Source organism: Arthrobacter sp. 2762, assembly GCF_040548745.1.
Taxonomy (GTDB): Bacteria; Actinomycetota; Actinomycetes; order Actinomycetales; family Micrococcaceae; genus Arthrobacter.
Genome location: NZ_JBEPSI010000001.1, coordinates 1 through 23,626, shown reverse-complemented (window position 1 = coordinate 23,626; position 23,626 = coordinate 1). Strand labels below are relative to the sequence as shown.

The window sequence follows — 23,626 nt, the reverse complement described above, 5'->3', positions numbered from 1 at the left end:
TACGCTACTGCCGCGGCGGCTGCTCGGTCGTTCCTCCCTTGGACGCAGCCTGCCCGCGGCACCAGCTACGAGGCTGTTAAGCGACGACGGCGGCCGGTCACCTCAGGTGACCGGCCGCCGTCGCTGTTTAGATTGATTGTTATGCGGGGAACCGGCTAAAAGCCCTCAGGCTGCCATTCGCCCGTCACCAGGTACGTGACCTTGCGGGCAACGGAGACGCCGTGGTCGGCGAAGCGCTCGAAGTAGCGGCTGGCAAGGGCCACGTCCACGGTGGTGGAAGCAGTTTCGTTCCAGTCGGGGGAGGCGATCGCCTTGAAGACGCTGAGGTGGAGGTCGTCCACAGCGATATTGATCTTGAGGATGTCCCGGGCCACCTCAAGGTTGCGGGTCTCGAGGAGCTCGATGACCTTGGCCGTGATGTCGATGTCGTCCTGGGCCATCGCCTTGAAGGTCTGTGTCAGGGACGTCGGGATGACGGTGGCGGGGTAGCGGAGTCGGGCCAGCTGCGCCACGTGGCGGGCCAGGTCACCCATGCGCTCCAGCGATGCGCTCATCCGGAGCGAACCAACAATCATGCGCAGATCGCTGGCAACGGGGCCTTGCAAGGCCAAGATGTCGATGGCCCGTTCGTCGAGGCTGTTCTGCAGGAAGTCGATGCGTGCGTCGGCCGCGATGACGTCCTGGGCAAGATCGACGTCGGCGCCTTCGAAGGCTGTAGTGGCCTTCGTGATTGCTTCGTGAACCAGTTTGGAAATCTCGACGAGGTCGTCACCGACCTGGGTGAGCTCCTCCTGAAAAACCTTGCGCACTAAGGCGTCCTTTCCTTGGAAATCCTGTCCCATGATGGGGTACGGATTTCAAAAACCATTGGCAGTCCAACCAGTAACTGTGTCAGGAGCCAGTGAACGGTTGCGCACCTTTAGATGAACGTTAGTTGAACCGCCCTCGTTTGGCACCGGATCAACACTTTGGCGTGATTCCAGAGCATAAGCTGGACACGTGGATCCGTTGCTTATAGGTGTCGTTGCAGGCTTGGTTGGCCTGTCACTGGGCGTCTTTGGCATGCTCGCTTTCAGGATCAGCGAGCGGCAGCGCAGGATCGTGGACCTGGATGTTACCGAACCCGTGCTTCCGGAAGGTGCAGCGGAGGTGCTTGCCGTCGTCGGCCGCGCGTTTGTGGTGGTCGATGCGATCGATGGCGTGGTCCGCGCGAGTCCGGCAGCGTACGCCTACGGCCTGGTCCGCGGCCACACCGTGGTTCACAAGCAGCTTCTGGACATGACCGCAAAGGTCCGCCGCGATGGCGTAATTCTGGAGCAACAATACGAACTTCCCCGGGGGCCGCTCGGCAAGGGCACCATCGTGGTCCAGGTACGGGCAGCCATGCTCGGCTGGGAGTACATCCTGCTGCTGGCCGACGACCGTACGGAGATCACCCGCACCGAAGAGATCCGCAACGACTTCGTGGCCAACGTTTCCCATGAACTCAAGACGCCGGTGGGCGCTATTTCGCTCCTGGCCGAAGCATTGGAAGCCTCGCCTGACGACGAGGAAGCCGTGCGTCGCTTCGCCAAACGCATGCATAAGGAATCCGGACGCCTCGCAGCTCTGGTCCAGGACATCATTGAGCTTTCCCGGCTTCAGGGCGCAAATGTTGCCCAACAAGGCCACACGGTGGACATCAACACCGTGATCACCGAGGCAGTGGACCGCTCGCAGCTGCCGGCCGAGAGCAAGAATATCCAGATCATGGTGGGTGGCCACTCAGATTCCCTGGTGTTCGGCGACAGGGACCTGCTGGTCACCGCCCTGCGCAACCTGATCGACAACGCCATCCGCTACTCCCCGGAGAACACCCGTGTAGGCGTCGGAGTTCGGACCCGGGAGGGCGTCGTGGCCATTTCAGTGACGGACCAGGGCGAGGGCCTGACCCCCGAGGACCAGGAACGCGTCTTCGAACGCTTCTACCGGGTGGATGCTGCACGCTCCCGGCATACCGGTGGCACCGGCCTGGGCCTCAGCATCGTCAAGCATGTTGTGTCCAACCATGGTGGCGAGGTCACTGTGTGGTCCCAGCCTGGTCAAGGCTCAACGTTCACCATCCGCTTGCCCGAAATGGAAGGCCAGGACGACGACGCCGGCCTCCCGGCTCAGGCTGCATCCACTGCTGGGTCCCCGGAGCTACCAGCGGCGGGGGTTGCCGCCGTCGAAACCCACCACACGACTCAGCAACCGCATCACGCGAATTAACCGCATCACGGGAATCAACTAAGGGGCGCCAGCGGCGCCCAAGAGCAAGGAGCCAGCGCTTGAGCAGGATTTTGATAGTGGAGGACGAAGAGTCCTTCAGCGACCCCCTGTCCTACCTTTTGGGCAAAGAGGGTTTCGACGTCGAGGTAGTGGACAACGGCACCGACGCTTTGGTGGAATTCGACCGGAATGGTGCCGACCTCGTCCTGCTGGACCTCCAGCTGCCCGGAACACCGGGCACGGAAGTGTGCCGTCAACTGCGCCAACGTTCCAGCGTGCCCGTGATCATGTTGACTGCCAAGGACTCGGAGATCGACAAAGTGGTTGGCTTGGAGCTGGGTGCCGACGATTATGTCACCAAGCCGTATTCCTCACGCGAACTCGTGGCACGGGTGCGTGCAGTGCTTCGCAGGCAGGGTGAACCTGAAGAGCTGATCGCCTCCACAGTGCAGGGCGGGCCGGTCCGGATGGACATCGAGCGCCATGTGGTGAGCGTGAACGGCGAGCAAGTATCACTGCCGCTGAAGGAATTTGAACTCCTTGAAATGCTGCTCCGCAATTCCGGACGTGTGCTCACCCGGGGCCAGCTGATTGACCGCGTGTGGGGTTCGGACTACGTAGGTGATACCAAGACGCTTGATGTCCATGTAAAGCGCCTGCGCAGCAAGATTGAGCCTGATCCGTCCGTTCCGAGGTACCTGGTGACGGTGCGTGGACTGGGCTACAAGTTCGAGCCGTAAAGCTTCAGTCAGCAGACGTTCTCAGCAGACTGACAGCAGACAACGACGAAGGAAGGGTTCCGCCGCAGCGGAACCCTTCCTTTATTGTCATTGCTTGCAGCGCGCAGCCTGTTAGTGGCCGGCAGCTGCCGATTCGGTGTGCGTCGGCGTCGGCGTTGCCGTGGAAGAAGAAGACGGAGTTGCCGAGGCGCTGGAGGAGGGCAGGTACTCCTTGTACTCCGGCAGCGTGCCGTCAACCACGGGAACGTTGATCGTTGCGGAGTCCGAACCGCTGCGAATGGTTACCGGGCTCAGTCCGCCGGGCCTGGTGCCTGCGGTGCTAAGGACCGCGGCGTCGGCTTCGTCGTTCAGGTACGTCTCCGAGTTGGCCTTGACCGGGATTTCCGTCTGGGCGCCATTTGCACCACTGATGGTCAGGGTGGCATCCGAGTTGGACTTGTTGAACACTGCGCCGATCACGCGGCCGGGCTGGTTTTCACCTGTTGCGACGATCAGCATGTTGCGCAGCTGCAGCTGGCCGAGATCTGCTTTGACCCCGTCCGATGCTGAGTACTGGTGGGAAGTCTGCTGGGCGTTGACGAAGCCGCAGCCGGTAACGGACAGAAGGCCGACGCCGATTGCAGCCGCCGCAATTGCCAGCTTGCCGCGCTGGACAGGGTTCATCGCAGTAATGCGCACGACACCTACTCCTCAAGAGTCATTGGAAACTTTTCAGGCATAGCCTATCGGCAAACCTGCCGAAACAAGGATTCGGGAAGGCATTGTGGCGTACGCGACCGGGAAGATCCGACGCGCTCCTTGCCTCCGTGATGCATCTTTCCTGGCTCACGTCAAGGGGTAGCGTGGGCTCGTTTTGGGGCTGTTTCCCTTTATTGGCGCGGCTGGACGGCCCTTCGGGTGCCAGTCGTATGCCTTAATCGTGATAGACTAGTCTGCGGGAAAGGGGAAAGTCCACATGGTTTTTGAGGTCGGCGAGACAGTAGTTTACCCTCACCACGGTGCAGCAAAAATTGAGGAAATCAAGATGCGCACCATCAAGGGCGAAGAGAAGATGTATCTCAAGCTCAAGGTGGCTCAGGGTGATCTGACCATTGAAGTTCCAGCAGAGAACGTTGACCTTGTTGGGGTCCGGGACGTAGTGGGCAAAGAAGGCTTGGAGCACGTATTTGACGTCCTCCGCGCCGAGTTCACTGAAGAGCCTACCAACTGGTCACGTCGTTACAAGGCAAACCTGGAGAAGCTTGCTTCGGGCGATGTCATCAAGGTGGCGGAGGTCGTTCGCGATCTTTGGCGTCGTGATCACGATCGCGGCCTTTCCGCAGGTGAGAAGCGCATGCTGGCCAAGGCGCGGCAGATTCTGATTTCAGAACTGGCCCTGGCTGAGAAGACAGACGAAGAGAAGGCAGCAAGCGTTCTTGACGAGGTCTTGGCTTCCTAAGAATTGATACCCGGTGGTGCGAAAGCGCCGCCGGGTTTCTTTTTGCCACAAGCTAGCCGCAGCTGTGCGGAATTGCCCGGAATGTGGGTATTCATGCACATTCCGCATAACCTTGGGCGCATGAGTATTCCTTCCAAGCGCGCTGTTACGGCGGTGATCGTGGTGGCCGCCGGCTCGGGCGAGCGCCTCGGTTATGGCATGCCCAAAGCCAAAGTTCCGCTGGGTGGCGAAACCATCCTGATGCATGCGCTTCGTGGCGTTGTCGCTGCCGACGTCGCTCGCCAGATCTGTGTCGCCGTGCCCAAGGGGGATACGGAACTCCGCCAACTGATTGCCGGGTTCACGGTTGAACTGGTAGATGGTGGCCCCGAAATAACAGTGGTCGACGGCGGGTCCACCCGAGCTGATTCCGTCCGCGCTGCGTTGGCTGCTTTGGAAGACGGCACGGAAGCCGTCCTGGTCCATGACGCAGCCCGCGCGTTGACCCCCGAGCGCGTATTCCAGCGCGTCGCCGATGCTTTGGCCTCCGGCGCCAAGGCCGTCATTCCAGCCATGCCTGTGGTGGACACGATCAAGACCGTGGCCCAGACCAGCGCTTCGGACTCTGGCATCGCCCCGGAAGTTGTCACGGGAACAGCACCCAGGGAACAACTCAGGGCAGTTCAGACTCCCCAGGGTTTTGATCTCGCCACGTTGCGCCGCGCGCACGACGCCGCGGAGCTCTTTGATGACAAGCAGGCCGCCGCAGTCACCGATGACGCCATGCTGGTTGAGCTTCTGGGCGTTCCGGTCCATGCCGTCCGCGGGGCCAGCCAGTCGCTGAAGATTACTACGCCCCTGGATCTCATCATTGCCGAAGGACTCCTGGAGGGCCCCCTTGGAATGCGCTGGGTGGAAGGCTGATGGCGGCTCAGCAAGCTGCCGGCGTTGCCGGCCCTTTGGCCCTGCCCCGAACCGGAATCGGCGTCGACGTGCACGCATTCGCGCCGGAGGGCGATCCCCAGCCGCTCTGGTTGGGTGGCCTCTTTTGGGAAGGTGAGCAGGGGCTGTCAGGACATTCCGACGGCGATTGCGTCGCCCATGCGGCTGCCGACGCCCTGTTTTCCGCGTGTGGAATCGGTGACCTTGGTACCCACTTCGGCACAGACCGTCCCGAGTTCGCCGGCGCCTCCGGGGTAAAGCTCCTCGGTGAGGCTGCACGGATAGTCAGGGCCGCAGGGTTCGAGATCGGCAATGTCGCCGTCCAGTTCGTCGGCAACCGCCCCAAGTTCGGCCCCCGCCGCGAAGAATCCCAAAGGGTTCTGAGCGAAGCCGCGAACGCACCCGTCAGCGTCACAGCCACCACCAGCGATGGTTTGGGATTTACTGGCCGCGGCGAGGGAATTTCTGCGGTTGCCACCGCCCTCGTTTACCCCGTCCAAGGAGCTACCCAGCCGGGTTCCACTGAAGGTGGGCTGAATGTTTAAGGTGCGTTCCGGCGTCGTGCGTTCCGCCGTGCTCTTGTCCGCGAGTGTGGCTGCTGCCCTCATGCTCGGCGGCTGTGCCGGGACGCCGAAGATGGATGTGAAGGCCAGTTGCGAGTTCCTCAACAACGACACCTTCAAGCCCGACGGCAACCAACAGCAGCAGTCCAAGCAGATCGCTGCCCACTATCACGAGATCGCGGACAAGCTTGCTCCGGAAATTGGCGATCCCATCAAGGAGATGGCCGCCATCATGGACAAAGCCGCCGCGTCGTCGCTCGGGGCGGCAACGCAGGAACAGCAACAGCAGCTGACGGTGCACTTCAACAAAATCGGCGAGTACTGCAAGTAGGCAAGTCATGCCGCGTCATCGGCTAATCTGGAGCGGTGACCCTGCGCTTCTATGACACCGCCTCCGCCGAAGTCCGCGACTTCGTTCCCCTCGAACAGGGCAAGGCCAGCGTGTACTACTGCGGGGCTACTGTTCAGGGCATGCCGCATGTGGGGCACGTCCGGTCCGCAATTGCGTTTGACCAACTGACGCGCTGGCTCGAATTCCGTGGCCTCCGTGTCACGGTAGTGCGCAACGTCACGGACATCGACGACAAAATCCTCGCCAAGTCCGAGCAATCCTTCGGTCCCGACTGGGCTGCCGAGCCAACAGCGCGGAAGGACGAGGAGTGGTGGGCTTTGGCTTACCGCTACGAGCAGGAATTCGAGAACGCCTACGAATCCCTCGGCGTCCAGCGGCCGACGTACGAGCCCCGCGCTACGGGGCACATCCCGGAAATGCACGCGCTGATCCAGCGGCTCATCGACCGCGGCCATGCCTACCCCGCACTGGATGACTCCGGGGACGTCTACTTCGACGTCCGTTCCTGGAGCAAATATGGTTCGCTGACCCGGCAGAACATTGATGACATGCAAGGCGCTCCCGACGCCGACCCTCGCGGCAAGAGGGATCCGCGAGACTTCGCGCTGTGGAAGGGCTACAAGGACGGCGAACCCGTTACCGCCAAATGGGAATCCCCCTGGGGAGCCGGACGACCCGGGTGGCACCTCGAATGCTCCGCCATGGTCACCAAATACCTGGGCACCCGCTTCGACATCCACGGTGGGGGATTGGACCTCAGATTCCCGCACCACGAAAACGAGATGGCCCAGTCCCAGGCTGCAGGCGACGAATTCGCCAATTTCTGGATGCACAACGGCATGGTTACCTACGAGGGCGAAAAGATGTCCAAGTCCATCGGCAACACGGTGAGTCCGGCCGAAATGCTTGAGTTGGCGTCGCCCCGGGTGGTCCGCTATTACCTTGGGCAGGCCCACTACCGTTCGGTGCTGGACTACCGGCCTACGTCGCTGCAGGAAGCCGCGGCCGCCGTCGAACGTATTGATGGCTTCATTGCCAAAGCCGCCGCGAAGGTGGGGCAGCAGGTCAGCGAGCCGAAGAGCTACACCGAGGGTTCGCAGGCCGCGATGCCGACTGCCTTCATAGCCGCTATGGACGATGACCTCAACGTCCCGCAGGCGCTCGGTGTCCTGCACGAGACCGTTCGGGCCGGCAACACAGCCTTGGCTGCCGGCGACCTCGGCACCGTAAAAGACGCTCTCTCCAGCGTCCACGCCATGACAAGTGTCCTCGGCCTGGATTCCGTGAAGCGCCCGGAGGCCGTGCAAAGCCGCGAACACGCGGCGTTGGAGATTTTGGTGGAAGCGCAACTCGAGGCCCGCGCCGCAGCCAGGGCCAACAAGGACTGGGCCGCGTCCGACGCCATCCGCGACACCCTCGCGGCCGCCGGGGTCGTCGTCGAAGATGGTGCGGAAGGCGCTACCTGGAGCCTGAAACGCGACTGACAAACCGCCGCCACCGCCGAATTGCATTGGGTCAGTAGACTGGAATGCAGACTCATTAATTTCAAGCAAGGTGGACAGAATGGCCAACCACGGTCGCCCGGGTGCAATCCGCAAGAGCAAGAAGGGCCCCTCCACGGGTACCGGAGGCCACGGTCGCAAGGCCCTCGAAGGCAAGGGGCCCACCCCTAAGGCCGAGGAGCGGACCTACCACAAGGCGTACAAGAACAAGCAGCTTGCCGAGCGTTCGGCCGCCAAGCGCGGTCCGGCACGCCCAGGTACCGGTGCCCGCTCCGGCCCCAAGGGCCGCGCAACCGAAGAGCTGGTCACCGGCCGCAACTCGGTCGTGGAAGCGCTGCGCGCCGGCATCCCTGCCAAGGCTCTGCACGTTGCCATCCGCATCGAAATGGACGACCGCGTCAAGGAGTCCCTCAAGCTTGCAGCTGAACGTGGCATCCCGCTCCTCGAAACAGGCAAGCCCGAACTGGACCGCATGACCGAGGACGCAGTCCACCAGGGCCTGGTCCTGCAGATCCCGCCGTACGAGTACGAGGACGCTTACGACCTCGCAGAGACCACCATCGCCAAGTGGAAGAAGGGGCACATCTCCAACGCCCCGATCTTCGTTGCGCTCGATGGCATCACCGATCCCCGCAACCTCGGTGCGATCATCCGTTCCGTGTCCGCGTTCAGTGGCCACGGTGTCATCGTTCCCGAGCGCCGGTCCGTCGGCGTCACGGCATCGGCATGGAAGACCAGTGCCGGCGCAGCAGTCCGCGTACCCGTGGCCCGCGCGTCCAACCTGAACAACGCCCTCAAGCAGTTCAAGAACATGGGCATCTACGTCCTCGGCCTGGATGGCGACGGCGACATCTCGCTGCCCGACCTCACCGTAGCCACCGAGCCCGTCTGCATCGTAGTCGGCTCCGAAGGCAAGGGCCTCAGCCGGCTCGTCCGCGAAAACTGCGACCAAATCGTCTCGATCCCGATCGACTCCTCGATGGAGTCGCTCAACGCATCCATGGCCGTGGGCATCTCGCTGTACGAGGTGTCGAGGCAGCGCGCAAGCTAGCGCCAGTCCGCCGAGGCGCCGCAAGCGCCATCCTCCGCGCGCTCGCTCGTTCCTCGCTTAGACGCGCGCTTCCGGATGCCCCTTGCGCCGCCTTTGGATGTTCTCTCATATCCCGCGGGTTTTTGACGGATGCTCTCTCACTTCCCGCGGCTTTTTGACGGATGCTCTCTCATGTCCTGATCGTTTTTGGCAAGCGCTCTCTCACATCATGTTGGTGGGGGAGCGTTTGCTGTTCTCCGGAGAATGACGACGACGGCGGCATCCGGCCCGGGCGGACCGTCCCCTTTGGGAAGGTATGTGAGAGAGCATCGGCCAAAACGTGTCCGGATGTGAGAGAAGATCCGCCCAAAACCCGCAGGATGTGAGAGAAGATCAGAAGTCGCGGCGGTTGGCCAGGACCGGGAGCTTTTGGCGGGCTTCTTCCACCACGGCGGGGTCGAGGTCGGCGAAGAGGAGCCCAGGTTCGCCCTCGAGGGCTTCCAGGACTTGCCCGAAGGGGGACACGACGGCGGAGTACCCCACTCCTGTGGGCGCGGCACCCTTGACCTCAACACCTTGCGTAACAGGATCACCTTGGCCGCAGGCAAGCACGAACGTGGTGGTATCCACCGCGCGGGCGCGGGACAGGAGCTGCCATTGATCGGCCTTGCCCGGTCCGGCTCCCCACGATGCCGCCACGATGTTTACCACGGCACCGCGCAACGCGTTGGCTGTGAAGAGTGCCGGGAAACGGATGTCGTAGCAGGTGGCCAAACCAAAGGTGACGCCGCCGACGTCGAACGTCACTGGGTCTGTTCCCGCCTCAACCGTGTCCGACTCAGCGAAGCCGAACGCGTCGAAGAGGTGGATCTTGTCGTAGCTGGTCTCCACGCCGGGGCCTGTGACCATGAGAGTGTTCCGCACGCGGCGCGCACCGGAATCCGAAGCAGCGCCAGGCGTGAACATCCCTGCCACGATCACCAACTGAAGTTCGTCAGCGAGCTCGCGCACCCGGCCCGCCCAGGGGCCGTCGAGCGGTTCGGCGATGTCCGTCAGGGAGTTACCGAACGCGCGCATCATTGCCTCGGGAAAAACGACAAGCTCCGCGCCGCCGTCCTTGGCGCGGCGGGCGTACTCTTCCAGAAGCCGCAGGTTGTCAGCCAGGTCCCGGCCGGTGATGACTTGAGCGAGTGCAACGCGCACGATTGAACCTCCAGTTCTGTCAGTCCCAGTATGGCAAGCCTGTCGCCAACACACAGCCGGAGCGACACATTCGGGGAGCCGATACGAGTGTGCTGTTGCCCGGGCTAAAGCGTTCCAGCACGTGAGCGGCCCGGAACGACGGCCGCGGCCGGTACATACCGGAAATTTGACGTGGTGCGCGCCGTCACACGGGCGGCCGACTCAGCACTCATCCTGTATGGAACTAAACTTGCAAGCAATGGTTATGCCTATTTTGGACCCAGCAGCCGCCCTGGATGCGTCGCGCAGCAGGCCCCTCGGACTGAGCAAGCCCCAGCCCGACTTCTTTGATGCCGTCACCCAGCAGACAGACAACGTCAACGTTGCAGTGTTTGCTCCTGACCTGGAACGCGTTGAAGTGGCGTACCAGGCACCGGGTGATGGTTGGCGGGTTCACACCCTTCCCAATCTGGAGGACGGTGTGCACTTTGGCATCGTCAGCGGCATGCCGCCGGGCACACGGTACGGTTTCCGCGCTGCCCCGCTTGAGGGCGGGCTGCCGATGTCAGTACCGGCACTGGATGTTGATGACGACGGCGAACAGTCGCTGTTGCTGGATCCCTATGGTCGCGCTGTGGATCAGCGGGGCGAATTCCTCACGAGTGTCCACATGGCATCGGACTTCGACTGGGGAGACGACGCGCCGCCGCGGACGCCCATGCGTACGTCGGTCATTTACGAGGCCCACGTCCGTGGTCAGACGATGCTTCACCCGGATATCCCGGAGCACCTCCGCGGAACGTATGCCGGGATGGCGCACCCCGTGATGATCCAGCATCTGACCGAGCTTGGAATCACTGCCGTGCAACTCCTGCCCATCCACTTCCACCTGGACGAGTCCCACCTTCAGGACCTGGGCATGACGAACTACTGGGGATACAACACCGCGGCCTTCTTTGCCCCTCATTCCGACTACGCCACTGAGGCTGCGCGGAACGCTGGCCCCCACGCTGTGCAGGACGAGCTTAAGGGCATGATCAAGTTGCTCCACGCTGCTGGCATCGAGGTCATTCTGGACGTGGTCTACAACCACACCGCGGAAGCAGGACCGGACGGGCCTGCGTTGAGTTTCCGCGGCCTCGCGGAGAAGCGCTACTACCGGCACGATGCGCATGGACGGTATCTGGATACCACCGGGTGCGGCAACACCCTGGATTTCAGCGATCCCACGGTGGTGGACCTTGCCTTGGATTCCCTGAGGTACTGGGTGAATGACTTCCACGTGGACGGCTTCCGCTTCGACCTCGCCGTGACGTTGTGCCGGGATGCCGGCAACCAATTCGATCCGAATCATCCGTTCCTGCGGGCCATTGCCGAGGATCCGGTCCTGTCCGGGGTCAAGCTCATCGCCGAGCCTTGGGACGTGGGTTACGGCGGCTGGCAGACAGGGCGGTTCCCTCAGGGATGGTCCGATTGGAACGATCATTTCCGCGACGGCGTCCGGCGCTTCTGGCTGTCCGACCGCGCTGCGATTGAGGGCGGCGGCCAAGGCGGCTCAGTGGCCTCGCTGGCTGAGCTGATGGCGGGTTCGGCGAGCCTGTTCGCGCCGTCCGGCCGCACGCGCTTGGCCTCGGTCAATTTCATCACGGCTCACGACGGCTTCACGCTCAAGGACTTGGTGAGCTACGACCGAAAGCACAACGAGGCCAACGGTGAGCAGAACCGCGACGGCCACGGAGACAACCGCAGCTACAACCATGGCGTTGAAGGCCGCAGCGAGAACGAGGAAATCGTGGCTGCCCGGGCGCTCTCCGTCCGGAACCTGATGGCTACCTTATTGTTGTCCATCGGCGTACCCATGATCACCGCTGGTGATGAGATCGGGCGTACGCAGCACGGCAACAACAACGCGTACTGCCAGGACAATCCCACTGCATGGCTGGACTGGAGCCGGACCCAGGAAGCCAACGCCATGTTCCAGACCACCAGGGAGCTTGTCAGGCTTCGCCGGTGGTTCCTGCGCCACCAGCCCGAGAGCTTCCCCGCCCACGCGAATGATTCCACCCTGCAATGGTTCGACGACAAGGGAAAGCGCATGACGCCCGCGCGTTGGAATGATCCCAACGCACGCTCCATTCAGCTCCTGATGGGTCATGAGGACAGCGAAATCCGTGGCTTGATCGTGGTGAACGGCAGCAACCAGGACGTGAAGATGGTGCTTCCCGAGATTCTCAGCGAAACTGGCATCGGCAAGCGCATGTTCGAACTCCGGTTCACGACCTCGGTGCTGCATGAACGCCGGAAGGGTGCGCTGGTGGCGTCAGGCGAGCGGGATATCCTGCAAGCCAACACCATCAACATTTATCGCACCTAGGAGCCCCTGCATGAAACGGAGCAGCAGCAAACTGCTGGCCTTCGCAGCTCTGGTGATTGCCGTCGTCTCTGGTGATTGCACGATTCGTTCAAGTTCATCGTCGAAGGCAAGTAGGAGCCCATGAAGATTTATTCCGCAGACACCTGGACCATCGAAGAACTTCAGGAGCAGGTGGCAGACGCCGGGCGCAGGACCATCCTCGTCCCGCCGGCGACAACAAAGTCGGGCGTCCTGGAGGTCTTTGGCCAGGTCCTGGACTTCCCGGAGTACTACGGCGTGAACCTGGACGCCCTCAACGACTCCCTGCATGACTTCGCAGACGCCCTGTCCGACGACGACGGCACTCCCGTCACGATGATCTGGCAAGTCCCAGCGGCCTACCGTACGGACCGCTCCTTCGGCGTGGTCTGCGAAATCCTCCAAGACGCCGAACGCTACGCAGGCCGCGACCTCGCAGTCATCGCCGTCTTCGAAAACTAAATTTCATAAGTCGCAACGCCTCGCCTAACCAAACAACAAAGCCGGATGCCAGTTATCCGGAAGCGTGCGTCAAAGCGACGAAGGAGCAGCACGCGGAGGATGACTGACATCCGGCGGATGTCGTCTGGTTACGGACTAGGCGTTCGCGATCAACCCCAGTTCAGCTTTGGAAGCCAACGCCGAGTGCTTCGGGAACACCCGGACGGTGTAGCCGAAGGACCCTGAGCGGTTGATGACCAGGTCGCCGTGGAAGAGGTGGCGTCCGCCGCCGAGGTTCTCCAGGGAGTCCAGTTCCGCTACGACGATGTCCTCAAGCTCGTCGGATTCCTCGGCGCGACCGAAGGCTACTTCCACGGAGACGTCGTCGGGGGTCAGGTTGTGGAGTGCCACGTAGGCGTTGACCTGCAGGGTGTCGCCGACCTGGGGTTCTTCGGACACTCCGACGGAGTCGACGTGTTCCACGACGACCTCAGGCCAGGCGCTGCGGACCTTGGAGGTCCAGGCCGCGAGTTCCTTGGCTTCCTTGAACGATTCAGCGGTGGCCCGGCGTCCGGCTACTGCTGCGGGGCAGTACAGGTTGTTGACGTAGTCGTGCAGCATGCGTTCGGCTGAGACTGCCGGGCCCAGGTTCGCCAGGGTGTGCTTGATCATGGACACCCAGTGGGTGGGCACGGTCTCGCGGCTGGATTCGGAGGGTCCTGCTGCGCCGGCGCCTTGGGCCACGGTGGTCCCGTAGAAGCGCGGTGCCACCTGGGTTTCCAGCAGCTCGTAGAGTGCGGAAGCTTCGATGTCGTCGCGTTCATCTGCGGATGCGCCGTTGTTGGCTGTGGGGATCGCCCAGCCATTTTCGCCGTCGTACATTTCGTCCCACCAGCCGTCCAGGACGGAGAGGTTGAGCGAGCCGTTGATGGCTGCCTTCATTCCGGACGTGCCGCAGGCTTCCAGCGGGCGCAGTGGGTTGTTGAGCCAGACGTCGCAGCCGGGGAAGAGGGTGCGGGCCATGGCGATGTCGTAGTTCGGGAGGAACACGATCCGGTGGCGCACCTCGGGGTCGTCGGTGAACCGGACCAGGTCCTGGATCATTTTCTTGCCGGCGTCGTCTGCGGGGTGCGATTTGCCTGCAATAACCAACTGGATGGGGTGTTTGGGGTTCAGAAGGAGGGCCTTCAGTCGCGCGGGGTCGCGCAGCATCAGCGTGAGTCGCTTGTACGTGGGCACCCTTCGGGCGAAGCCGATGGTCAGCACGTCCGGATCCAGTACGCTGTCCGTCCAGCCAAGCTCGGCGTCGGCAGCACCGCGTGTCTTCCATGAGGCGCGCAGCCTGCGTCGGACGTCTTCGACGAGTTGGGTACGCAGTTGCTTGCGGAGCCCCCACACGTCCTCGTCGCTGACGTTGTAGGCGAGGTCCCAACGGCCCAGGGCTTCGGCTTCTGCGCCGAACTGCTGCCGTGCCAGGGAGGATATCCGTGGGTCCACCCAGGTGGGAACGTGGACGCCGTTGGTCACGGAGGTGATGGGGATTTCGGAGTGGTCGAATCCGGGCCAGAGACCGGAGAACATTTCCCGCGAAACTACGCCGTGCAGCTTGGCCACGCCGTTGGCACGCTGCGCGAGGCGCAGGCCCATGACTGCCATGTTGAACACCGAGGGGTTGCCGCCGTCGTAGTTTTCCCGGCCGAGTTCCAGGATCCGGTCCACGGGTACCGCAGGGGCGAGCCCGGCTTCGAAGAAGTGCTTGATCTGGAGGGTCTCGAAGCGGTCGATTCCTGCCGGTACGGGGGTGTGCGTGGTGAAGACGGTAGATGCACGTCCCGCTGCGAGGGCTTCGTCCCAGGTGAGGGGATCATTGGCGTCGGACATCGCTTCCTGGATGCGTTCGATTCCCAGGAATCCTGCATGGCCTTCGTTTGTGTGGAAGACCTCCGGCGCGGGCATCCCCGTCAGTTCCTGGTAGACGCGCAGGGCCTTGACGCCGCCCATGCCCAGCAGCAGTTCCTGCTGGAGGCGGTGATCGCCGCCACCGCCGTACAGGCGGTCGGTGATGCCACGCGCGGCTTCGTCGTTGGAGGGGACGTTGGAGTCGAGCAGCAGCAGCGGAACGCGTCCGACGTCGGCACGCCACACATGCGCGTGAAGCTCGCGGCCGTTGGGAAGCGGAAGCGAAATGTGCACCGGCTTGCCGGGAACGCCGTCCTTGGAGGGCTGGCGCAGGAGCGTCAGCGGCAGGCCGTCCGGGTCCAGTACCGGATACGTTTCCTGCTGCCAGGCGTCACGGGACAGCGACTGCTTGAAGTAGCCGGCCTGGTAAAGCAGCCCGACGCCGATCAACGGGACACCGAGGTCCGATGCGGCTTTGAGGTGGTCGCCGGCAAGGATGCCCAAGCCACCGGAGTACTGGGGGAGAACCTCGGTGATGCCGAATTCCGGCGAGAAGTAGGCGATGCAGGCCGGGGCTTCTTCACCCAGGCCCTGGTACCAGCGCGGCTCGCTGAGGTAGCGGTCCAGATCGGCTGCAGCTTCCTGTACCCGGCTAACGACTTCGCCGTTGCTGGCCAGGTCCTGCAGTTGCTCCCTGCTGATGGACCCCAGGAGGGCGATGGGGTCATGCTGCGCGGCCTCCCAGAGAGCCGGGTTAAGGCTCGCAAAAAGTTCCCTGGTGGGCCGGTGCCAGGACCAGCGCAAGTTGGTCGCCAAGCGGGCCAGCGGCCGGATGGGCTCAGGGAGGACGGTACGGACTGTAAATCTTCGAATTGCCTTCACGAGCGCCACACTAACGGACTCACATGGCAGTCGGAACTGGTTTGGGTTTCTTTTAGGTAAAAGTCATCTTGCGTCGCGAAGATGGCTCGTGTGCTTAGCATTCTTGGATTTTTGTCGCTAACGTCGTGGTTGTGACGAATACCTCGCGAACCATGACCGCTTTGAAATCCAAGACGAAAACGGACATCACCGCCGGACTTCGCTTCGGCCGGTTCCCCATCACGGCTGTCCAGCCGGTGGTTGAGGGTGGCCGGTTCCCCGCGAAGGCCCTTCCGGGTGAGGATCTCGCCATCGGCGCGACCGTCTTTCGTGAAGGACATGATCAACTCGGCGTCTCCGCCGTCCTGCTCGATCCCAAGGGCAAGGAGCGCCAGCGGGTCCGCATGGCACCGGCCAAGGATGAGCGCTGGAAAGGCCTGGACCGCTGGGAGGGATTGCTGTCGCCGTCCGGCACGGGCGCGTGGTCTTTCGTCATCGAGGCTTGGCATGACCGTTATGGAACGTGGCACCACAACGCGGAAGTGAAAGTGGGCGCCGGCATTGACGTTGAGTTGATGCTCGCCGAGGGCGCCGCCCTCCTTTCGGAGGCAGCCGAGGACGACGCCGGTCGCACCGCTGCGGAGAAGCGCGCCTTGCGTGCTGCTTCAGTTGTCCTTGCCGACACCACCAAATCTGCCGAGGAGCGCCTTGGTGCCGGTTTCAGCCCAGAGGTGCTGGCCGCCGTCGGACGCGTTCCGATCCGCGAGCTGGTGACGGTTTCGGAGCCGTTCCCGCTGCAGGTGGAACGTGATCTCGCCGGTCGTGGTTCCTGGTATGAGTTCTTCCCCCGCTCCGAGGGCGCGGTTTTGGATCACGCCACAGGTATCTGGACCTCGGGCAACTTCCGCACCGCAGCCAAGCGCCTGGAAGCGGTTGCGGAGATGGGCTTTGACGTTATCTATCTGCCGCCAATCCACCCGATCGGTTTCCAGCACCGCAAGGGCCGCAACAACACGCTGACACCGGGCCCGCAGGATCCGGGTTCGCCGTGGGCTATTGGTTCCAAGGACGGTGGCCACGATGCCATCCACCCGGATTTGGGCACTTTTGAAGATTTTGACGCTTTTGTGTCCCACGCCCGCGAGCTCGGACTTGAAGTTGCACTGGACCTGGCGTTGCAGGCAGCCCCTGACCACCCCTGGGTAACGTCAAACCCGGAATGGTTCACAACCCGTGTGGATGGCTCCATCGCCTACGCAGAAAACCCGCCAAAGAAATACCAGGATATTTATCCCCTGAACTTCGATAACGATCCCGCAGGCCTTTCAAAGGAAATCCTGAGGATCGTGCAGTTGTGGATCAGCCATGGCGTGAAGATTTTCCGCGTGGACAATCCGCATACAAAGCCTGTCTGGTTCTGGGAATGGTTGATTGGCAAGATCAACAAAAAGAATCCAGAGGTAGTTTTCCTGGCCGAGGCTTTCACTCGTCCACCCATGATGCACGCATTGGGCAGGGCAGGGTTCCAGCAGTCATACACCTACTTCACGTGGCGGAACACCAAGACCGAACTGGAGCAGTATTTCCATGAGGTCAGCCACGAGAGCGCGGCTTTCTTCCGGCCCAACTTCTTTGTGAACACGCCTGACATCCTCACGGAGTACCTCCAGTACGGCGGTCCCGCGGCCTTCCGCATCCGGGCTGTCCTTGCCGCGACAGCAAGCCCGGTCTGGGGAATGTACGCCGGTTATGAGTTGTACGAGCACGTGGCACGGCCGGGGGCAGAAGAGTACATCGACAACGAAAAGTACGAGTACAAGGCCAGGGACTGGGAAGGCGCTGCCGCGTCCGGCCGCACGCTGGCTCCGTACATCACCAGGTTGAACACCATCCGCAAGGACCACCTTGCCCTGGGCGACCTGCAGAACCTGACGTTGCACAGCAGCACCGATGACGCAACAATCGTCTATTCCAAACACAAGACGTTGCCGGACGGCACCAAGGACACGTTGATCATCGTGGTCAACGTGGATCCGCACAGCACCCGCGAAAGCACCGTCTCCCTGGACCTGGCTGCCCTGCAGCTGGACCCTGCGGACTTCAACGAGGACGGCCGGTTCCTGGTGGATGACCTGATCAGCGGGCAAAGCTGGTGGTGGGGTGAACACAACTACGTCAGGCTCGACGCACACGTGGAGCCCGCACACATCCTGAGTATCCGGAGGCAGCCTTAGTGAGTTTTTCTCCGCAAAACCCGAGCCAGTACTTCACTCCGAAGAACACCTTCGAGCTGAATGCCCCCGGTCTCCAGCATGATCCGCACTGGTACCGCAAGGCAGTCTTCTACGAAGTACTGGTGCGGGCCTTTGCGGATGCCAACGGGGATGGCTCCGGTGACTTCCACGGCTTGATCGAGAAACTGGACTACCTTCAATGGCTGGGCGTTGACTGCCTCTGGTTGCCGCCGTTCTTCCATTCCCCGTTGCGTGATGGCGGCTATGACATTGCCGACTACACCTCGGTGCTGGACGAGTTTGGCACCATCAGCGACTTCAAGCGCCTCGTGGCGGAGGCCCACGCCCGCGGCGTCCGGGTGATCATCGACCTCCCTCTGAACCACACCTCGGACCAGCATCCGTGGTTCCAGGAATCGCGGAAGGACCCCACGGGTCCCTACGGCGATTTCTATGTCTGGAGCGATACGGATGAGAAATACCAGGATGCGCGCATCATCTTTGTGGACACGGAGGAATCCAACTGGACCTTCGACCCCATCCGGCGCCAGTTTTTCTGGCACCGCTTCTTCAGCCACCAGCCGGACCTGAACTTCGAGAACCCTAAAGTCATCGAGGCACTCTATGACGTCATCCGGTTCTGGCTGGACCAGGGAATCGATGGCTTCCGCGCGGACGCCGTTCCGTACCTTTTCGAGGAGGAAGGCACCAACTGCGAGAACCTGCCGGCCACCCACGCCTTCCTGCAAGACCTGCGCAGGATGGTGGATGCCAACTACCCCGGACGCGTGATCATCGCCGAGGCGAACCAGCCACCTCACGAGGTGGTGGAGTATTTCGGCACCGAGGAAGCCCCGGAATGCCACATGGCTTTCCACTTCCCGATCATGCCCCGGCTCTACTATGCCCTGCGGGACCAGAAGGCGGCTCCGATCATCCAGACCCTGCGGGAGACTCCGGAGATTCCCAAGGGCGCCCAGTGGGGGACCTTCCTGCGAAACCACGACGAACTCACGCTGGAGATGGTCAGCGCGGACGACCGCGCCGCCATGCTTGGCTGGTACGCGCCGGACCCCAGGATGCGCGCCAACATTGGTATCCGGCGGAGGCTGGCTCCGCTGCTGGACAATTCCCGGGCTGAGATTGAGCTCATTAACGCTCTGTTGCTCTCCCTGCCAGGTAGCCCTTTCCTCTATTACGGGGACGAAATCGGCATGGGGGACAACATTTGGCTTGATGACCGTGATGCCGTCCGCACACCCATGCAATGGAACCCGGACAGGAACGCGGGTTTCTCGGGCGCGGACCCGGGCAAGCTGTACCTGCCGGTGATCCAGTCGCTGGTCTACAACTACAGCATGGCCAACGTTGAAGCGGAGGCAGCGCATTCAGGCTCACTGCTGCGATGGACCCGGCAGATCCTGAGCGTGCGAAGGAATCACCCTGTGTTCGGCTTGGGAAGTTTCCGCCACATTGAAGCGGACAACGAGGTAGTTCTGGCCTATGTCCGGGAACTGCCGGCGGGCAACCCTGAAGGCGAGGACGCGGAGACCATTCTTTGCGTCTTCAACCTTTCACAGCATCCGGTGGCCGCCACCCTGGATCTGCCGGAATACGCCGGCAGGGGCTTCCGCGACATTTTCGGTGGCCAGACATTCCCGGCCGTTGGGGACAACGGCCATTTGACGGTCATGCTGGGTAGCCACAACTTCTATTGGCTGCGGCTGCGCTCAGCATTTTCCAACCCCTCATCGCCATTTACCCAGGCGATTCCCGTGGTGTCGACCAAAGGATGAGATGAAAAAGGGAACACTTAACCCCTCGATCGAAAGTCTTCTCCGGAGCTGGCTTCCCACCAAACGCTGGTTCCCGGTGAAGAGCCCCGACTTTACGCTGGAGCGCGTCGGCGGCTTCAACCTCCCATACCCGGAAGGTAGCGCCGGATTGCAGGTTGAACTGCTCGCCGTGACGTACCGGACGGCCGACGGCGGTCCCCGGACCGACGTTGTCCAGGTACCGTTGAGCTTCAGAAGCCAGCCGTTGCCGGATGCTCCCACTGCCTTGCTGGGGGAGGTCGCGGATCCGGAACTGGGGCTGCGACTGGTGTACGACGCCGTTTACGACACCGAGTTCATCACGGCGTGGCTGGACCTCATGCGCCGGGAGGACACCGTGGGTGATGGCCTCGCTGCGGGCCATCTCGTCCGGGGCCGTGTGGCCCTTCCGGAAGGGCCCACCTCGGTCCGCGTGCTGTCCGGCGAGCAGTCCAACACGTCCGTCATCATTGACGACGGCGGTTCGACGGCGATCGTGAAGATCTTCCGTGTGTTGGCGGCAGGCAAGAATCCCGAGGTGGAGTTGGGTGCTGCGCTGACGGCAGCAGGGACAACCGAGGTCCCGGCAACGTTGGGTTGGATCACGGGTTCCTGGGATGGTCAGGGCCCAAGTGGTTCGGCCACCGGCGAGCTCACAGTGGCCCATGAATTCCTGCTGGGGGGACTGGATGCATGGAGGCTGGCTGTCGAGGCCGCTGCAGCCGGTGCCGATTTCACCAAAGAGGCCCACGAACTCGGTGCGGCAACAGCAACGGTCCACGCCAGGCTCGCGGAAACTTTCGGCACACTGGATGGCCAAACGCAGGGCGCCGACATCATTGCGACCCTGGCCGGGCGCGTCCGCCAGTCATGGGCAGAAGCGGCTTCCGCCGTCGGGCCTTATGAGGGCAACCTCGAAGAGCTGCTGGCCACGCTGCATCCCCGCGATGTGGGCCAGCTGCAGCGCGTCCACGGCGACCTCCACCTTGGCCAGATCCTCAAGGTTCCCGGAAAGGATGGGGCGCCGGGCAGGTGGGCCATCCTGGACTTTGAAGGCGAGCCCCTCCGGACCATTAACGAGCGCAACACGCCTGACCTCCCCTTGCGGGACGTTGTGGGAATGCTCCGCTCCTTCGACTACGCGGCAGGAGCCGCTGTCCGTGAGAACGCCGAAGCCAAGGTGCCAGCGTCATGGGCGGATGACTGCTCCACAGCGTTCCTGGCCGGATACAGCGAAGTCATGCCGGGAACCATTGACCGCCGCTCGCCGCTCTTTGTGGCATTGTGGCTGGACAAGGCCTTATATGAGGTGGTCTATGAGTTGCGGAACCGGCCGGACTGGCTGTCCATTCCGGTCAACGCATCACGGCAAATCCTCGACAACACGAGCCGCGGCAAGCACGCCGCGGCTACAGCGGAAGGTAATGAAATGACAGGCTCTGCACGCACCGAACGGCCCCGAGTTCCCCTGCATGTGGACTCCGAGACCTTGGCCCGCGTGGCAGCTGGAGCCCACCACGCACCACACTCCGTGCTCGGCGCCCACCTGGACGATCACGGCCACGTCACCATCCGGACCGTTAAGCATCTCGCCAAGTCGGTGACGGTGGTGACGGAGGCCGGACGCACTGCCATGGAGCACGAGGCCAACGGCATTTGGGCCGCTGTCCTGGATCCGCTGCAGCACGGCCATGTTCCGGACTACCGTCTGGAAGTGGTTTACGACGCCGAACCCATTACCATTGATGACCCTTACCACTACCTGCCTACCGTGGGCGAGGTGGATCTGCACCTGATCGGCGAAGGCCGGCACGAGCGTCTCTGGGATGTCCTTGGCGCCCACGTCCAGCATTACCGCTCTTCGCTGAGTGAAGTAGACGGTGTTTCCTTTGCTGTCTGGGCCCCGAACGCCCAAGCGGTCCGGGTCAAGGGTGATTTCAACGGCTGGGATGGCCGTAGCCACGCAATGCGTTCCCTCGGCTCGTCCGGTGTCTGGGAAGTCTTCATTCCCGGGGTTGTAGCAGGGGCGTGCTATAAATACGAGATCCTGAGCAAGTCCGGGCACTGGCTGGAAAAGGCTGACCCCTTGGCCTTCGGCACGGAAGTTCCGCCACTGACGGCATCCCGCGTGGTGGACTCCAGCTACCGCTTCAAGGACGCGGAGTGGATGACAGCGCGTGCCGAAAAGGACCCGCACAACTCGCCCATGAGCGTCTACGAAGTCCACTTGGGATCCTGGCGCCTTGGCCTGGGCTACAAGGAACTGGCCAAGGAACTGGTTGACTACGTGAAGTGGCTTGGTTTCACCCACGTGGAATTCATGCCCGTGGCAGAACACCCCTTCGGCGGTTCCTGGGGCTACCAGGTCACGTCCTACTTTGCGCCTACGTCCAGGTTCGGGCACCCGGATGAGTTCCGGTTCCTCGTGGACTCCCTGCACCAGGCCGGTATCGGTGTCCTGCTGGACTGGGTCCCTGCGCACTTCCCCAAGGATTCCTGGGCGCTCGCCCGTTTTGACGGCGAGGCACTGTACGAGCACTCAGATCCCAACCTGGGCGAACACCCGGACTGGGGCACCCTGATCTTCGACTTCGGACGCACCGAGGTGCGGAACTTCCTGGTTGCCAACGCACTTTATTGGCTTGAAGAATTCCACATTGACGGACTGCGCGTGGACGCCGTGGCCTCAATGATCTACCTGGACTACTCGCGCGAAGAAGGACAGTGGCGACCCAACAAGTTCGGTGGCCGCGAGAACCTCGAGGCTATTTCCTTCATGCAGGAGGTCAACGCGACCGTCTACAAGACGCACCCTGGCGCCGTCACCATCGCAGAGGAATCCACCGCATTCCCCGGTGTCACCGCCCCTACCAACCACGGTGGGCTCGGCTTTGGCCTCAAATGGAACATGGGGTGGATGCACGACTCCCTGAAATACATCTCCGAAGACCCCATCAACCGCCGGTGGCACCACGGCACCATCACGTTCTCCATGGTCTACGCCTTCTCGGAGAACTTCCTCCTGCCCATCAGCCATGACGAAGTAGTCCACGGCAAGGGATCAATGCTTCGCAAGATGCCCGGTGACCGTTGGCAGCAACTGGCAAACCTCCGTGCCTTCTTCGCCTACCAGTGGGCACACCCCGGTAAGCAGCTCATTTTCATGGGCACCGAATTCGGCCAGGAAGCCGAATGGTCCGAGCAGTACGGACTCGACTGGTTCCTGGCGGACATCCCGGCCCACCGTGGACTCCAACTCCTTGTCCGGGACCTTAACGGCCTCTACACGTCAACGCCTGCACTGCATGTCCGCGACAACGAACCCGGCGGCTTCCAGTGGATCAACGGTGGAGACGCCGACCACAATGTCCTGACTTTCATTCGCTGGGACCACGATGGCAAGCCGTTGGTGTGTGCAGTCAACTTCTCTGGTGGCCCGCACAAGGATTACATCCTGGGAGTGCCGGAAGCAGGGGAATGGGTTGAAGTCCTGAACACAGATTCCGAGACGTACGGTGGCTCGGGCGTCCTCAACGCTGGAACACTGAAGGCTGCCTCGCCGGGGACGGATGGCCAGCCAGCGGCATTGACCGTAACACTCCCGCCGCTTGGCGCGTCCTGGTTCACGCTGGCCGAGTAGTTCTTCAAAGAGCCGGGCAGTCCTTCGATACCCGGGTACTTCTTCAAGAGCAGGGAGGGTCCGGAGCCGCGTGCTCCAGGCCCTCCCTGGCTCCGTAGGGGGGGGTAGCTGAGGTGCCCAAGGAGCCCCTCCCTGAGTGGCTTTGCCATCTCGGCTGAGTAGGGGTATAGTTAGTACCCGCGCTGGTCCCCGAGTGGAGATCGCCAAGCTGACAAGAAACCGCAAGGAAAAATCAAGTCAAGCTTGCCGATTTGACTCCGAGAGATCCAGCCGGTAAGTTTGAAAAGTTGCTCCGGAGCGATCCTGTGGCCCTGTAAGGGTCCGGTGGTGCCGGTTAGTGTCTGTTGTTTGAGAACTCAATAGTGTG

17 protein-coding genes are annotated in these 23,626 nt (G+C 62.3%); 13 read left to right on the top strand and 4 right to left on the bottom strand.

Translation table 11 applies throughout. From position 1 onward, the window contains the following. Positions 1-155: 155 nt before the first annotated feature. Positions 156-809, bottom strand: coding sequence for a phosphate signaling complex protein PhoU (phoU, locus tag ABIE18_RS00085; RefSeq protein WP_499720610.1), 654 nt, complete (start codon positions 807-809; stop codon positions 156-158). A gap of 199 nt (positions 810-1,008) precedes the next feature. Between phoU and ABIE18_RS00080 the strand changes: the two genes are divergently transcribed. Both ABIE18_RS00080 and ABIE18_RS00075 read left to right on the top strand, forming a co-directional pair. Next, the gene (locus ABIE18_RS00080) at positions 1,009-2,250 is read left to right on the top strand and encodes a sensor histidine kinase (protein WP_499721353.1); all 1,242 of its coding nucleotides are present in this window, start codon (positions 1,009-1,011) and stop codon (positions 2,248-2,250) included. Between the two features lie 59 nt (positions 2,251-2,309). Then, positions 2,310-2,990, top strand: coding sequence for a winged helix-turn-helix domain-containing protein (locus ABIE18_RS00075; protein WP_431118419.1), 681 nt, complete (start codon positions 2,310-2,312; stop codon positions 2,988-2,990). A 111-nt stretch (positions 2,991-3,101) separates the two neighbouring features. Here ABIE18_RS00075 and ABIE18_RS00070 read toward each other — a convergent pair whose 3' ends face one another. Continuing rightward, the gene (locus tag ABIE18_RS00070) at positions 3,102-3,653 is read right to left on the bottom strand and encodes a hypothetical protein (protein WP_499721351.1); all 552 of its coding nucleotides are present in this window, start codon (positions 3,651-3,653) and stop codon (positions 3,102-3,104) included. A 292-nt stretch (positions 3,654-3,945) separates the two neighbouring features. Here ABIE18_RS00070 and ABIE18_RS00065 point away from each other — a divergent pair, with 292 nt between their 5' ends. From ABIE18_RS00065 to rlmB, 6 genes are all read left to right on the top strand, one after another. After that, positions 3,946-4,428, top strand: coding sequence for a CarD family transcriptional regulator (locus ABIE18_RS00065; RefSeq protein ID WP_011690592.1), 483 nt, complete (start codon positions 3,946-3,948; stop codon positions 4,426-4,428). Positions 4,429-4,548: 120 nt separating this feature from the next. Continuing rightward, positions 4,549-5,331: a 2-C-methyl-D-erythritol 4-phosphate cytidylyltransferase gene (gene ispD / locus ABIE18_RS00060; RefSeq protein ID WP_431118420.1), complete on the top strand. Its 783-nt coding sequence runs from the start codon at positions 4,549-4,551 to the stop codon at positions 5,329-5,331. Continuing rightward, positions 5,331-5,894: a 2-C-methyl-D-erythritol 2,4-cyclodiphosphate synthase gene (gene ispF, locus ABIE18_RS00055; protein ID WP_499720609.1), complete on the top strand. Its 564-nt coding sequence runs from the start codon at positions 5,331-5,333 to the stop codon at positions 5,892-5,894. Before ispD ends, ispF begins: the two co-directional genes overlap by 1 nt. Beyond that, positions 5,887-6,243: a hypothetical protein gene (locus ABIE18_RS00050; RefSeq protein WP_499720608.1), complete on the top strand. Its 357-nt coding sequence runs from the start codon at positions 5,887-5,889 to the stop codon at positions 6,241-6,243. Before ispF ends, ABIE18_RS00050 begins: the two co-directional genes overlap by 8 nt. 35 nt (positions 6,244-6,278) lie before the next feature. Then, a complete protein-coding gene (cysS, locus tag ABIE18_RS00045; protein WP_499720607.1) occupies positions 6,279-7,748 on the top strand; it encodes a cysteine--tRNA ligase in 1,470 nt (489 codons plus the stop codon). A 79-nt stretch (positions 7,749-7,827) separates the two neighbouring features. Further along, complete coding sequence (rlmB, locus tag ABIE18_RS00040; RefSeq protein ID WP_499720606.1) at positions 7,828-8,817, top strand: 23S rRNA (guanosine(2251)-2'-O)-methyltransferase RlmB; 990 nt, start codon at positions 7,828-7,830, stop codon at positions 8,815-8,817. A gap of 372 nt (positions 8,818-9,189) precedes the next feature. Here rlmB and ABIE18_RS00035 read toward each other — a convergent pair whose 3' ends face one another. Continuing rightward, a complete protein-coding gene (locus ABIE18_RS00035; RefSeq protein WP_499720605.1) occupies positions 9,190-9,999 on the bottom strand; it encodes a carbon-nitrogen hydrolase family protein in 810 nt (269 codons plus the stop codon). A gap of 238 nt (positions 10,000-10,237) precedes the next feature. On the opposite strand from ABIE18_RS00035, the gene glgX reads away from it, so the two are divergent. Further along, positions 10,238-12,352 (top strand): glycogen debranching protein GlgX, encoded by a 2,115-nt coding sequence (gene glgX / locus ABIE18_RS00030; RefSeq protein ID WP_499720604.1) that lies wholly within the window; start codon positions 10,238-10,240, stop codon positions 12,350-12,352. Between the two features lie 120 nt (positions 12,353-12,472). Continuing rightward, entirely contained in the window at positions 12,473-12,832 is a 360-nt protein-coding gene (locus ABIE18_RS00025; protein ID WP_224166499.1) for a barstar family protein, read from the top strand. A 135-nt stretch (positions 12,833-12,967) separates the two neighbouring features. Here ABIE18_RS00025 and glgP read toward each other — a convergent pair whose 3' ends face one another. Further along, on the bottom strand, positions 12,968-15,592 hold the full coding sequence (gene glgP / locus ABIE18_RS00020) for an alpha-glucan family phosphorylase (protein WP_499720603.1): 2,625 nt from the start codon (positions 15,590-15,592) through the stop codon (positions 12,968-12,970). 152 nt (positions 15,593-15,744) lie between these two features. Between glgP and ABIE18_RS00015 the strand changes: the two genes are divergently transcribed. The 3 genes from ABIE18_RS00015 to ABIE18_RS00005 are packed head-to-tail and all read left to right on the top strand — an operon-like array spanning position 15,745 to position 23,259. Further along, entirely contained in the window at positions 15,745-17,805 is a 2,061-nt protein-coding gene (locus tag ABIE18_RS00015) for an alpha-1,4-glucan--maltose-1-phosphate maltosyltransferase (RefSeq protein ID WP_499721350.1), read from the top strand. After that, positions 17,805-19,601 carry a maltose alpha-D-glucosyltransferase gene (gene treS / locus ABIE18_RS00010; RefSeq protein ID WP_499720602.1) on the top strand — a complete coding sequence of 599 codons (1,797 nt, stop codon included), beginning with the start codon at positions 17,805-17,807 and terminating at the stop codon, positions 19,599-19,601. The genes ABIE18_RS00015 and treS overlap by 1 nt, the downstream gene beginning before the upstream one ends. A gap of 1 nt (position 19,602) precedes the next feature. Next, positions 19,603-23,259, top strand: a complete 3,657-nt coding sequence (locus ABIE18_RS00005; RefSeq protein WP_499720600.1) for a 1,4-alpha-glucan branching enzyme — start codon at positions 19,603-19,605, stop codon at positions 23,257-23,259. Positions 23,260-23,626: the final 367 nt, after the last annotated feature.